The organism is Bacillus toyonensis BCT-7112 (genome assembly GCF_000496285.1).
GTDB lineage: Bacteria > Bacillota > Bacilli > Bacillales > Bacillaceae_G > Bacillus_A > Bacillus_A toyonensis.
Genome location: NC_022781.1, coordinates 2,110,534 through 2,123,644 on the forward strand (window position 1 = coordinate 2,110,534; position 13,111 = coordinate 2,123,644).

The 13,111-nt window shown below is 35.0% G+C and carries 14 protein-coding genes and 2 pseudogenes; 5 read left to right on the forward strand and 11 right to left on the reverse strand.

Annotated features, from left to right (window positions below):
• Nucleotides 1–233: 233 nt before the first annotated feature.
• The 3 genes and pseudogenes from BTOYO_RS11000 to BTOYO_RS11010 form a co-directional block, all read right to left on the reverse strand.
• Entirely contained in the window at nucleotides 234–1,028 is a 795-nt protein-coding gene (locus tag BTOYO_RS11000; RefSeq protein ID WP_033657288.1) for a DUF2628 domain-containing protein, read from the reverse strand.
• 422 nt (nucleotides 1,029–1,450) lie between these two features.
• Nucleotides 1,451–1,666: pseudogene (locus BTOYO_RS11005) on the reverse strand (hypothetical protein); the annotation flags it as partial.
• Nucleotides 1,667–1,707: 41 nt separating this feature from the next.
• On the reverse strand, nucleotides 1,708–2,082 hold the full coding sequence (locus tag BTOYO_RS11010; protein ID WP_000607087.1) for a hypothetical protein: 375 nt from the start codon (nucleotides 2,080–2,082) through the stop codon (nucleotides 1,708–1,710).
• 151 nt (nucleotides 2,083–2,233) lie between these two features.
• Between BTOYO_RS11010 and BTOYO_RS27940 the strand changes: the two are divergent.
• Nucleotides 2,234–2,569, forward strand: a pseudogene (locus tag BTOYO_RS27940) (DUF4304 domain-containing protein); the annotation flags it as partial.
• 57 nt (nucleotides 2,570–2,626) lie between these two features.
• Here the strand turns inward: BTOYO_RS27940 and BTOYO_RS11015 are convergent.
• The 3 genes from BTOYO_RS11015 to BTOYO_RS11025 all read right to left on the reverse strand — a co-directional run bounded on the left by BTOYO_RS11015 (nucleotide 2,627) and on the right by BTOYO_RS11025 (nucleotide 4,569).
• A complete protein-coding gene (locus BTOYO_RS11015) occupies nucleotides 2,627–3,289 on the reverse strand; it encodes a hypothetical protein (RefSeq protein WP_000049710.1) in 663 nt (220 codons plus the stop codon).
• Nucleotides 3,290–3,413: 124 nt separating this feature from the next.
• A complete protein-coding gene (locus BTOYO_RS11020; RefSeq protein ID WP_000495121.1) occupies nucleotides 3,414–4,292 on the reverse strand; it encodes a nucleotidyltransferase domain-containing protein in 879 nt (292 codons plus the stop codon).
• Nucleotides 4,261–4,569 carry a YuzD family protein gene (locus BTOYO_RS11025; protein WP_000248598.1) on the reverse strand — a complete coding sequence of 103 codons (309 nt, stop codon included), beginning with the start codon at nucleotides 4,567–4,569 and terminating at the stop codon, nucleotides 4,261–4,263. The genes BTOYO_RS11020 and BTOYO_RS11025 overlap by 32 nt, the downstream gene beginning before the upstream one ends.
• Nucleotides 4,570–4,775: 206 nt before the next feature.
• Between BTOYO_RS11025 and BTOYO_RS11030 the strand changes: the two genes are divergently transcribed.
• Nucleotides 4,776–5,012, forward strand: coding sequence for a NifU family protein (locus tag BTOYO_RS11030; RefSeq protein ID WP_000431159.1), 237 nt, complete (start codon nucleotides 4,776–4,778; stop codon nucleotides 5,010–5,012).
• A gap of 340 nt (nucleotides 5,013–5,352) precedes the next feature.
• The gene (locus BTOYO_RS11035) at nucleotides 5,353–5,568 is read left to right on the forward strand and encodes a hypothetical protein (RefSeq protein WP_001125484.1); all 216 of its coding nucleotides are present in this window, start codon (nucleotides 5,353–5,355) and stop codon (nucleotides 5,566–5,568) included.
• Between the two features lie 59 nt (nucleotides 5,569–5,627).
• Here BTOYO_RS11035 and yutH read toward each other — a convergent pair whose 3' ends face one another.
• The gene (gene yutH, locus BTOYO_RS11040; protein WP_000614220.1) at nucleotides 5,628–6,629 is read right to left on the reverse strand and encodes a spore coat putative kinase YutH; all 1,002 of its coding nucleotides are present in this window, start codon (nucleotides 6,627–6,629) and stop codon (nucleotides 5,628–5,630) included.
• A 120-nt stretch (nucleotides 6,630–6,749) separates the two neighbouring features.
• On the opposite strand from yutH, the gene BTOYO_RS11045 reads away from it, so the two are divergent.
• Nucleotides 6,750–7,241, forward strand: coding sequence for a phosphatidylglycerophosphatase A family protein (locus tag BTOYO_RS11045; protein WP_000665097.1), 492 nt, complete (start codon nucleotides 6,750–6,752; stop codon nucleotides 7,239–7,241).
• Between the two features lie 26 nt (nucleotides 7,242–7,267).
• On the opposite strand, the gene BTOYO_RS11050 is transcribed toward BTOYO_RS11045, so the two are convergent.
• From BTOYO_RS11050 to BTOYO_RS11060, 3 genes are all read right to left on the reverse strand, one after another.
• Nucleotides 7,268–7,747, reverse strand: a complete 480-nt coding sequence (locus BTOYO_RS11050) for a GNAT family N-acetyltransferase (protein ID WP_000351182.1) — start codon at nucleotides 7,745–7,747, stop codon at nucleotides 7,268–7,270.
• A gap of 507 nt (nucleotides 7,748–8,254) precedes the next feature.
• Entirely contained in the window at nucleotides 8,255–10,828 is a 2,574-nt protein-coding gene (locus BTOYO_RS11055; RefSeq protein WP_001267757.1) for an FtsX-like permease family protein, read from the reverse strand.
• Nucleotides 10,812–11,600: an ABC transporter ATP-binding protein gene (locus tag BTOYO_RS11060; RefSeq protein ID WP_001021168.1), complete on the reverse strand. Its 789-nt coding sequence runs from the start codon at nucleotides 11,598–11,600 to the stop codon at nucleotides 10,812–10,814. Before BTOYO_RS11060 ends, BTOYO_RS11055 begins: the two co-directional genes overlap by 17 nt.
• Before the next feature lie 286 nt (nucleotides 11,601–11,886).
• Between BTOYO_RS11060 and BTOYO_RS11065 the strand changes: the two genes are divergently transcribed.
• Nucleotides 11,887–12,468, forward strand: a complete 582-nt coding sequence (locus BTOYO_RS11065) for an NAD(P)H-dependent oxidoreductase (protein ID WP_000683445.1) — start codon at nucleotides 11,887–11,889, stop codon at nucleotides 12,466–12,468.
• A 33-nt stretch (nucleotides 12,469–12,501) separates the two neighbouring features.
• On the opposite strand, the gene BTOYO_RS11070 is transcribed toward BTOYO_RS11065, so the two are convergent.
• A complete protein-coding gene (locus tag BTOYO_RS11070; RefSeq protein ID WP_000289892.1) occupies nucleotides 12,502–13,032 on the reverse strand; it encodes a hypothetical protein in 531 nt (176 codons plus the stop codon).
• Between the last annotated feature and the right edge of the window lie 79 nt (nucleotides 13,033–13,111).

Here is a 13,111-nt window from a genome sequence, read left to right on the forward strand (position 1 = left end):
AATTCATTTCCTCCGTTCATTATTTATACGTAAAAATCAAATTTGATGTTTACATGTCGATAAATAAAATTTGTATAGCATTTCTTTATAGTGCCATAGTCTTACGTTATTGACAAGCCTACCTCAAATTCTCATTTTTTATTGTATTTTACAAAATTTCAATTCGTATGGTGTTTACAATAAAAAAGAAGAACCTTCACAAGATTCTTCTTTTCAAAATGAATGAGTTCTCACTAGAACCCCCAACCATTCTCTTCAATATAAAATTGATACTCTTCTAACTCTTCTTCACTTAACTTCTTATTATTCTCATATACTTCTTGCCATTCAAAGTAACCTTCACTGAAATAAACAGCGAATTTAATTTTTACGTTTTTCTTCTCTGTATAGTCATAACCAGTAAACTCTACTACGTCATACTCTTTTTCTTTCTTCACGAACTTCCAAGTTGGATTATCAGTCATAACCTCTAAAGTAAATCCTTCATCACTTGAACGAACAACATTTTTAATATTCGGCTCAGTTGGTAAAAGAGAAAGTCCGAACATAGCTCCACCAAACACTATCCCAACTATAACTTGTAAACCAATCATACCAGCAGCACTAGCGCCGCCCTTTGATTGTAAGTAATACGCCTTCTTGTGATCCGGCATATCTTCTTCCTTATGTAAAACTCGAATAGCATGCTTATAATATAAACGGTTTCCTTGCCATCCAGTAAATATCATCACTCCTAATTGAAGAACTAAACTAACTGTTAAATAAATCCCATCTGAAATATCTATAAAAGGAGTTACAACGATACTAGGTACCGCCAATAACGTAAGTATAATAAACAACTTATACATTTTACGATAAGCTAACCAAAAAGTTGGGAAGAAAAATGCTACCCAATTCCACGTATTCCCTTGTGCTGGATTTTCTACTTTTCCCCATTTAAAGTCATAATACGCCGTATTCTTTTGAACAATCTTATGTAACTCTTGTGGAGAAATTGTTTCTTGTAAAACAGTGTCTTTCACGTACATCATCCTTTTCTTATTTCTATATACAGGTATTGTATATGTACAAAAAGAAGGAATCTAACAAAAAGTACATATATTTCATAAAAACGAGCGGAATCGAATATATTCCGACAATTATCCGTTTATTATTTCATTTTACTTTAAAATATATTAAAATACTTATGAATTATACGTTTAATACACTAAGTTAAATGTTTTGTATGTTCACAAAAAAAGATGCCCCAAAATCATTTGGACACATCCTACTCCTATTATATAAATTACTATTATGGTATGGTCTAACCTAAAATCTCGACTTAAAAGACTTCACAAATTAACTTTCTACTATTTAAAACATACTTCCACTTACACAACTAATAAATAATCTATCATTAATTTCCTCAATTGATACAATAAAATCTACTTCAACTATATTTTTAGGCAGTTTCATTATTCTTAAATTCCACCTTTTTTTCATATTCATCTAAGAAAATTGTAGCATCATCATATTTAAAAAACTCGACCCAAGCGTCAAAAAACTGACAAATCGGGTCTATTATGTCTGTTTTTTCTTGAAACAAAATACGCTCATCTATACTAAGTATTATTTCTCCAGTATTTTCTATCGGCAGTTTATGTAGTTCCATTTGAAAATTTTTCATGATTCCTCCACTTCTTGATTATATTGAAATACTATTTTTATTTATTCCACACTACCCTTCACTTTCTCAATAACATCTTCTATACGTTCCGCTATACATTCTATCTCCCAATCACCCTCACCGTGCAAAGCTGTATAAACCGGGCATTTTTCATCATTACTATCTACAAAGATTGGATCACCGAGATACGAATCTATTCCAATTACAATCCATCCCTCTTTCCAATCTCCTTCTTCATTCCCGGTTAAGCTTTGCCCTTCTTCATCAAAGCTATAACCAAGTTGTCCTTCTTCTATTTCTTCACTATTAAACAATTCTATCGTCATAGGTTCAGATTCATACTCTAGCTCAATTTCATTATCCTCAGCACGATCTACATATTCTAAAAGTTGTTTAATTTTATTATGGTTAATCATGATATCTTCTCCATTCTCTCTTAAAATAATCTAGCTTTAGTCATACTATAATATATAAAATAAAGTTCATAAAACTACTATTTCAGGTGATTAAATATGAAGTGCATAGTTTGGACAGAAGATGTTTTTTCACAAAACTTCACTACGTTCCATATTGCATAATGTTTCACATGAAACTATCGACATTCCGGATTACCTTTCTACCATTTTCGACTGGTTTCAAACGTGGGCTTCTTATGAAAATTTAACAAAAATAAATATACATTCCATTACTCCGTTACTAGCCGTCGTTCCAATATTATAAGAAAAAGCGTTTCTGCTTCTTACCTGTTCTTCTTTCTACAAATTAAAACAGTACAAACAAGCTAATCTCTACTTACAGCAATATTTACATTGCTCTGTGCATCTTAATAACGAGGAAAAAGAAAAAGTACTCTTTCATGAAGTTGATATGTATATGAAAAAACTAGTAGAAAGCACAATGTAAATGTACATTGTGCTTTCTACTAGTCCTTTATCAAACTTTTTATATTTCCTCCTACAACTACCAAGTAATATTCATTTCTTCAAATGACGCTTTACTCACTTCTAACCTTTCACTATCATCCGTCCCAATCATTGCTACTTCCTCTTTAGACAACTTAATTTTCTCGTTTGGATTTTGGATTTTTCTCTCATACACGAATTGTAAAAGTTCTATTTGTTCCGCTGTCAGTTCATACTCTTCTTCCAGTCTTTCAATTGCTAATTCCGTATCAAGTAATGGAATTTCTAATAAAAATCCACCGTGCTCTTCCATCTCTTCAAATGGATCAATTGAATACGCACCGCTATCCTCAATCCAAAATGCAGTTGTAATAAAAGGAACTGTTTCGCCTTCTACTTCTTCTAATACGTATTGAAGTGCTTCCTCTTTCGCAATGTCTATTACTTCCAAAGGTGCCCCTTCAAAATAATTTGCCGCATCAATCCACTCTTCAATTCTCTCGCTATTCACATCTTGCAGACATACGATCGTATAATCCGGATGAAACGTAATTGTCCCTCTTCCGCCTTGACTATCTTGCATATTATAGTTAAACCCATCCCATGAACTTTCATGCGAGAAATCAGGAGCATGTGCTACAAAAATTGCATCTGCAATTGACTTTAAGATACAACCTTTCCATAGTTGTTCTTTATTTATATGTAATTTATATTTACTCATCTGCTTTCCTCGTCTACATATTTTTTATATTATCTTTCGAATTCTCATTCCGTGTAAAGTACTTTTTCATTATATAACAATAGTAAAGGCATCCTTCATACAAAGGATGCTTTTACTATTTTCTCTACCATTTCCCCCTACACTCCTCAATTAAACTAAGCAAATATCTCTTCATCATATCAGCCCTTCTCCAAATAGAAAGTTTCTTCTTCTCCTTTGGATCATACCTCATTCGCTCTACTTCTTTTAATAAAGGCTCCCATTCTTTCGCTGAGCGTTCTAACAAGTATTGCAATCCTCTATCTTTTGAAACAATTGTTTTATGATCTAACGTATATAAAATACGCCCCATCGTAACGACAGCTGATTCTACCCACTCTTCTATGAAAAATAAATATGGCTGCTTCGCTTTTTCACTCCAGTACTGTTCTACGTTGTATTGCATTGTATTTACTACATCATCCCACTTTATTTGAAATGGAAGGTCTTCTACTTCTTTCCCGATAACTGTAATGCCTTGATTTTTTAATGTCCACCATGTGACCGCATTAATATCCCAATGACCTATATTCGCCTTACCATCTGCACAATACACGTACTCATTTATTTCATGATTGTATTTCCCTAAGTCAGCAAGCGGAATATACATACCGTCCATTCTTTTACCTAGCGTACTTTCACTCATTTTCTTATGCAGTTCTACAATTTGTTGTTTTTCAGCTTCATTCACGGAATCATTTAGTACTGCAACAAAATCAACATCGCTCGTTTCTATATGAAATGCACCTAGCGCAATAGAGCCGTAAACATATACTCCGACTATTTTTCCATCTAAAAAAATTTCTTTTAACCCTACTATGTACTGCTCCATTAACTGCTTTACTTCTGCTGGTAAAGCTTGTTTTATTCCATTCTCCACATCTATCCCTCCATTAAAAAAAGCCTTCGCAAATTCGCAAAGGCTTCCTGCTTTATAAATATTTCTCGATTTCCTCGTAAACATCCTTCAAACGAGGATTTCCTTCTCCAACAATCTCTCCATTCACAAGAACGACTGGATAAAATAAATCTTCTTCTACTACGCGCTCTGCGAATGCTTTTTTATCTTCATCTTCTTGTTCTTGTTGAAAATCAATATACTCGAAATTAAATTTATTTTCTTGTCCTTCATATTTACGACCAATCGCCGCTTGTAACCACTCAAACGTTTCTGTTGAAGATGGCATTCCGACGCAGCTCGCACAAATTACTTTCGTCCCATACACTTGCACATTAACCATTTCTTCTCCCCCACTTCTTGTTCTAACAGTATATTCAGATGTCTTAGTACATAAGCACATCATTTTACAAACTTATTCCATACCCCTATACTGAAAAAACACGTTGTACACATGATAAAATATTTCGACAATAAAACAAGAACAGAAAAAATAGATTTTCCCCTCTATCTTGATTATAATAAAACTGATGAAAGGAGTCGATAAAAATGGAAAACCCACATATGCAAGAACAAGTACTAGAAGTACTAGATAAATTACGTCCGTTCTTACTTCGCGATGGCGGAGACGTTGAATTAGTAGACATTGAAGAAGGTATCGTAAAATTACGCCTTATGGGTGCATGCGGAAGCTGCCCAAGTTCTACAATCACACTAAAAGCTGGTATCGAGCGCGCGTTACTTGAAGAAGTACCAGGCGTTATTGAAGTAGAGCAAGTATTTTAATTAAAAGCGGAAACGGCTCGTTCAAAATGTACCTCGGCGGAAGAAGCGAAGCCACCGAACATTTTAGCCGCTGGAGCTAGATATTAATTAAAAGCAGAAGCGGCTCGTTCAGAATCGCTTCCTAGAAAGAGACCCCAATGGGTCTCTTTTTTTATTCAAATAACACTTCTACTTTAACATCATAAAACAAAATTGGAAATCCTTCTCAAAAAATGCGATAATTAATACTATATAGTGAATCGTTCACACATATAAAGTGAAACTATAATCAGTGGGTGTTTACGGGCATCCCGATTCCCACAAATAGCGGGATGAAGTAAAAAACATAGGGGGACGACACATGCCAAAAATGGGGAACACTTTTTTAACAATTCAAGAACTAGAAGAGAAAAAAGAATATTTATTAGGCCTTTCGTCCGTTATACCAACATGGAATACAAGCTATCAATTTTTATTTAAAGAAATCCAGCAAGAATTATTGAGTAAAGTAAATGAAAAAATCGAAAGAAATCAATTCATTTTAAATATATGTGCAGATCAACAGGTAGGAGCATAATGTATTACATACAATTGCGGTATAAAAAAGAGACCTCAATCGGTCTCTTTTTTATACTTTTAAGATAGCCAATCTAATTTTCTAATCCCTAACTTATCAATTGGCAAACGAAGTGATCCATAAAAATTCCTCATAAATTGCTCAGAGCGGTTCACATCATGTAAAATAGCTTCTAAGCGATCTCTATATATACTTTTTTGTTCTTCGTTCCCAGTTTGATAATATCGTTCGACCGTTTCAAAATAGTGGAGCGGGAACAGGAGCCTTGCAAATAATAAGCGCCAACCAAATGAGGATAGCGAATAATTGCGTTCATAATCTGTAACAAATTGAACGATTGTTTGCTCCCAGTCTTTCTTCTTTTCAATCATCATATAGCGAATCAATTCTGCTATATCTCGAGTGGGATGATCATACACCCACTCAAAAGGAAGTTTTAGACGCTTCGTTTGATGCCATAATAAAGGTGTAAATCGCTCCTGGCAAATTGTTGCCGCATCGGTCATTTGTGGCGTATCATCCATCTCTGTATCGACAACATACTGAATTGCATTTTCCGCAACTCCTAAATAATACGGGAAGGATTCGATAAACAATTGATCGAATACGTCTGTAGGATGGTTCATCACTTGTGATTGCCAAAATTTCTCTAATTGATCGAGCCTTTTTTCCCATAACGCTTTCCATTCACCAATGCGGCTTAATTGCTCAATTTCTTCTGGAAAGAATGCACCTCGTTTATGGAATATAGAAAGCTCACTTCCTAATGACATAGCATGTCGTTCTAACGTGCGCATACCTTTTAATAAGCAGTAATTTTGTTCTTCTATCTCACTTACATAGTAGCCGTGTATAGTCGGAACGAAAGTCGCTACAGTCATATCCCCTTGCTGGTTCATATAGTCACTGAGCTTTTTCATCTCTACAAGTACTTCTTCCTCCATTTCTCCAATTGGAACAAGTACATAAATTTTGTTGCGAATCCAAAAGCTTTTATAGGGGCCAAGGGGGATTAATTCTTTAACATGCATGTGATAATGCTCATAAATATGCTGAATCATCGCAGTCGCCACCTATGGTTTTTCTTTATATATATGAGCTTGTGCTCGCCTTTCATTCCTATGCACATGATAAAGCAACGAAACGTATACAAATACTAAAAAGAAAAAAAGGTGATAAACATGAAAGAATCAAATCAACTACAAGAAAGAGCATTACAACTATTACAAGAACGCGGTGTAACAATTGACGATATTGCTGAACTTGTTCATTTTCTTCAAAAAAAATATCATCCAAATTTAGAGATGTCAGAATGCCGTTATAACGTTGAGCGTGTATTATCAAAACGTGAAGTACAAAACGCACTAATTACTGGTATCGAACTCGATGTCCTTGCTGAAAAAGGAATGTTAAGTGCGCCGTTACAAGATATCGTAAAACGTGATGAAGGCTTATACGGAATTGATGAAGTTATCGCACTTTCTATCGTTAACGTGTACGGCTCTATCGGTTTCACGAACTTTGGATATATCGATAAATTAAAACCTGGTATTTTAGAATACTTAAATGATAAATCAACTGGCAAAGTGCATACATTCCTTGATGATATCGTTGGCGGAATCGCTGCCGCTGCTTCAAGCCGTTTAGCGCACCGAGCTGATCACTCGGAATAATAATAATGCTTTCTAGACCGTCAGTTTTATGCTGACGGTCTTTCATATTCCATGAGCATAAATTCTCTTCCGCGGCTCAAAAAGATAGGTCCTTGCTGAAAACCTATATTTTTATATAGCGTAATTGCTCTTGTATTAAATGTTGCTACACTTAATCGAAACATTTTTGCATTAAACTCTTTCGTGGCAAACGCTATTCCAGCTTTGAAAAATTCTTTCCCCATTCCTTTCCCTGTTAACGCCGGCTTCATACCAAGTCCGATATCAATCAGATTTTCTCCACCATATAAATTAGCATCTCTTCCCCCTGGTACTTGTGCATTTTCCCCAAAACAAAAATAGCCGATGAACTCTCCTTGATCGTCACAACAGCCATAATACGTTCCATCTAATAGCTCTTCTATCACTTCTTTCTCGCCTGAAAAACTATATAAATTATATGGTTCCTCGTACGTCCACGTATTTATCTCATTTGCTTCTTCTACCGTTAACTTATGTATATCCATCCTTCTCTCTCCTTATCAATTGTTCTATATACTCATTCATTCTCCGCACCTTATTTCCCTCTAATTGAAATATGCAGAATTGCATGCACACAAACATTACACAAATGGTACAATTTATTTGAATCGCTGTTGCTACACTTCTTGATTAAAGAAAAGGCGTTAAAACGGAAATTAGCGTCTTATCGAACTCAAGCAATTGACACATTTTGTCATCATAAAAGACACTCGAAAGAGTGTCTTTTTTCTATATTTCATAAGGACTTACTCATTCCCCAAAATAAACGCATAAAATAATGTAACTCTTTACACGCATGAATCCCTTTCTAAAAGTTTTGAAGTACGTTACGGGAGATTCAAAATAAAAAGCACTCTGACTAGAGTGCTTTTCACTTTAAAACAAGGAGGTTACATATATGGATAGTACTCTCGTATTTAACTTCGGTATTGGTATTGTCATCATTTTATTTGTCTTCTTTGTTCTTTGTATGAGCGGGGTATAGCAATCTTTTATGCCGATAATTCCTTTAAAGTATCACTTAATTTGAACTTTCTTAATTGTAATGAAGCAATCATCGCTGCCCCTGCTCCAAGCACCACACTAGCAAAAGCTAATATGCAAACTTGATTATACGGAATAATAATAACCGTTAACTCTAAGCTTGATAACACGATATAGCTAAACAAAATCCCACCAAAAATGCCGATACAACCAGCTATCGCTCCAAGTAAAGTTCCCTCTAATAAAACGATCCGTCTCATTTGCTTCGGAATAGCTCCTACCGCACGAATCATACTAATTTCAGCACGTCTTTCATGTAAACTTGAGACAATCGCATTCATTAACCCTATACCAGAAATAATGAAAACAATTACAACTAACAAGCGAATTAACATCATCATTTGCGATAATAACTGCTCTTGTTCTTTCAATAAATCATAACTGTTTATAACTTCTACATTCTCTTTATTCTTTGTAATTTCTTTTACTTGCTTCTTAATCGCTTCAAATGATTGATTAGAATTAGTCATAATTTGAATTGCTTCATATCCTTGTACGTGAAACTTATCGCGAGCCCATTGTTCATTTACGAAAACATCTGATCCTCTTAACCTTAATCCTTGCTCAATAATCGAAACGACTTTAATCGTTTGTTTTTCTTTTCCCTTTCCTTGTACTTCAAACGTATCATGCAACTGAAGCCCTAATTTTTTAGCCGTTTCCTTCGTAATGACTCCCTCACCATCTTGTAATGGCTTATTTAAATCTTTTCCTTCAATCACCTTCGCTCTCGTTACTTTTTGATACGCGACAATATCATTTCCCACAACTTCCATCAAATCAGGTTCAAAATCATTTTTCCTCGCATGTTCATACCACTCTTGATTCGCTTTTATAAAGTCATAATTCACAAGCTTTGCTGTAAAGTCTGTAGCATTCCCAACACTCGCCTCTACACCGTCAATTTTTCTAACCTTCTCCATCCAACTAAACGGTAATGTTTCTATTCCTTGCGACTCTACCGGAATTCTTACTACTAAGTCCGCTGGTAAATGTTTTTGTAATCCTTTTTTCATACCTTCATACATAGAATTTACATACATCGTTCCAACAAGTGCTAACATAAAACCAAATGCTAATATAGCAACGGACACAGCCGCCTTATTTCGATAACGAATGACATTTCGGCTACTAATCGTCGTTTCAATTCGTAATATCATTTGAAGTGGTTTTGCAATCACTGGTGCTATCATCCGAATAAATAACGGAATCGCAAATAACAAACCGACCGCAAATAACAGCGCACCTATCGCACTTGGATTAAAACCGATATACCGCTCTAATACGTTACCCGTTAGTCCAATAACAGTACCAATAATTAAAATGCTACCACTAAAAGCACTCCACCTTTTTTCTTTTTTCTCATTACTAGGAAGACCTGGCCTAAGCGCTTGAACTGGTGGAATCTTTCTAACCATGAAGGCTGGTATAATAGCCCCTATAATAGACATAACAATTCCTAGTAAAAACGTAATGAGTAAAATCTCGCCTGAAATCGAGAATGATTCTTTCCCTGCCCCCTCAATATTCACCCATTTATTAATAAATGATGCAGCGATTGTTTGCGTACCTGCTCCAAGAATAACTCCTGCTAGCGATCCGATTGCCCCAATACATAAAGCCTCTAATAAGACGACTAATATAATTTGATTTGGATTACTACCGAGTGCACGTAATAATGCCCATTGCTTAAATCGACTTCTGACAGATAAGAAGAAACTTCCCATTATTAAAAGAGCTACAACAAATAAGGCAATACCACCTAAACTAAAAATTAATGGCTTCATTACATTTAGTCGTTCAAATGCCTTATCTACATAAGTACGTTGGTCCACCTTTATATTTTCTATCTTCTTATTTACATCAAGAGCAATCGCTCTCTTCACATTTACATCGGCTGTTTTCACTTGAACGAGATTGAACTGATTTAGTAGATTTAATTCTTTTTGAAGCCAATGGATGGGAAAATAAGCCCCATGCCCCATTGCCGCCATTAACGGTGGATTTAAAATACCGACGACTTTCACAGTCTTTTCTCCATGCTGTGGGAATGGCAGTTTAATTGTATCTCCCACCCGTATATTTTCACGGTCTGTATACCCTTTTGTTAGTGCTACTTCAGCCCCTTCTTTCGGATATCGACCTTCAAATATTTTATAAGAATGTATTTCTGGAGAATCTTGCTCAACACCCCAATAGGACGGTTTCCCCGATAACTCTTTATAGTGTGGGAAAGGATATGGTATAAGTACTTTTGATATTTTTTCAGCATTTTCTAAGCCATCTATTCCTTTTAAACTTTCATTATTTAAATACATATCATTTTTTATATAGCCAAATTGTAAATTATAATCTCCATACCGACTTACTACTTGTTCCTTCACACTTTGCTCTACTGATTGATTGCCTAGCAATAACATCGTCGCTAACATAACACCTAAAGCTGCACCGAGGGCAATCAACATATTTCGCAACCAATTTTGTTTCATCGATTTTACCGCATACTTAATTACCCATCGCATCACCTTTACCTCCTACTTTAAAGTGACGATTCATAATCTCTTGAATGTGGATAACTTGTTGCGGGATATTTCGAAATTTCCATCCTTTACTTTCAGCATGCTCATGAATCACCTCACCATCTAATAAGAAAACGACTTTATCAGCATGGGCCGCTACGAACGGATCGTGCGTTACAATGACAGCTGTTTGCCCTAATTCATCACATGCATTGCGAAGTGCCGCAATAATATTTTTGCTGTTTTCTGAATCTAACGCCCCTGTTGGCTCATCAGCTAATATAATAGCTGGCTCATTTGCAAAGGCTCTTGCTATCGCAACCCTTTGCTGTTGCCCACCTGATAACTGTGCTGGTAAATGCTTTTCTTTTCCTTTCAATCCAACGAGCTCTAATAAACGATTTGCTGTCACCGTTGCCTTCTTTTGTGAAACATTATCTAATAATAAAGGCAACCCTACATTTTCCTCCGCATTAAACACTGGAATTAAATTAAACTGTTGAAAAATAAAACCGATTTTATGCCTTCTAAATAAAGCGAGCTCTTTTTCTTTTAATGTTGAAATCTCCGTACCATCAACTCGAATACTACCTACTGATGGAATATCTAATCCACCTAACAGCTGAAGTAAGGTCGTTTTCCCCGATCCACTTGCCCCCATAATACAAACAAAATCTCCTTTTTGAATTTGAAGATTAATATCTTTTAAGATCTTTACTTTACTATCTCCAATATCAAACGATTTTTCTAACCCTTCAATTTCAATAATATTCATCCCGATATCCCCTTCTCTCTCTATTTACCAATCTATATATTCTATTCAAAAATGCAAAATCCCTACTATTTTGTATTTTTTTGTCACATACTAACATTTATATTAACCGGCATTAAGTGCCCGATTAGTGTAAGCAAATAATCAGTGCGGGATGGATAGCCCCCACCGATTAAAATTTCACTCTATTTCTCACGTCAGAAAAGTTGACTCTCGCAACGAAAGTAACCATAATAGTTACACGAATATATAAAAACTATTCAAATATCCACAAGTAGGAGGAAGAACAATGAAACATGTAATCGTTTATGCACACCCGAATACAGAAAGCTTTAACCATGCAATTTTAGAAACTGTAAAAAGTGAATTAGAAGGAAAAGGTCATGAAGTACGCGTTCGTGATTTATATGAATTAAACTTCAATCCAGTATTAGGTGCTTCCGATTTCATCTCATTTTCCCAAGGAAACACACCAGAAGATATTAAAGAAGAACAAAAGCATATCACTTGGGCTGATAGTATTACATTCATTTACCCAGTTTGGTGGGCAGGTCTTCCTGCTATTTTAAAAGGATACGTTGACCGTGTATTTAGCCACGGCTTCGCTTATGCTTACGGTGAGAATGGTATTGAAAAATTATTAAGCAGTAAAAAAGGATTGTTATTATCTACGATGGGAAATTCGGAAGAAGTATACACAGCAGGCGGTATGTTTGATGCAATGAAAAAAACAGCAGATGTTGGTATTTTTGAATTTACAGGCATTGAAACACTTGAGCATACATTCTATACAAGTGTTCCTTCTGTGGATGACAGTGTGCGTAAACAATATCTTGAAGAGGTTAAAGATGTTGTGAATCGTGCATTTTAATAAAAAAACTCCGGCTTTAACAACCGGAGTTTTTCATTTCATCATTAATTTCGGAATATACCTTTGAAGAATGCTTTCTAATTCATTCATATCTTCCTGTCTAATAAGTAAATTCACATTGTCATTCATTTTTTCTCGCCCGCGATATAAAAATATATTTTCTTTTGGATTTTCCCATGTTGATGTTTTATAGCCTTTCAATTCTTCGTATGAATAAAAGTTTAATCCGTCTACTACACCTTTTTCATATATTTTTACACTTTTAATAAGATGGATGGCTATTAAAGTCATAAAACAACTTGCTACAGCATAACTACCTGACTGAATGAGAAACTGTTCAAGTGTGCCAATATCACCACTTACATATTGAGCATATATATACATACATTGTCCAATGAAATATGCTGGTCCAAGTAATGCAACCCAACGTCTTTTCACCCGAGGATACATTGCAATGAGTTTTCCTGCGCTTTTTTTCATTTCATTTATTTTATATATCTTCCATAGAATAAAAAACAAAACACATAATGTAAAAACAAACATAATACATGACATCCAGTACATTCTTATTCTCTCCCCCTTACATCATTACATTTAAATTTTACATTTTATATACTTATAGTACATATGCAATTGTGCATAA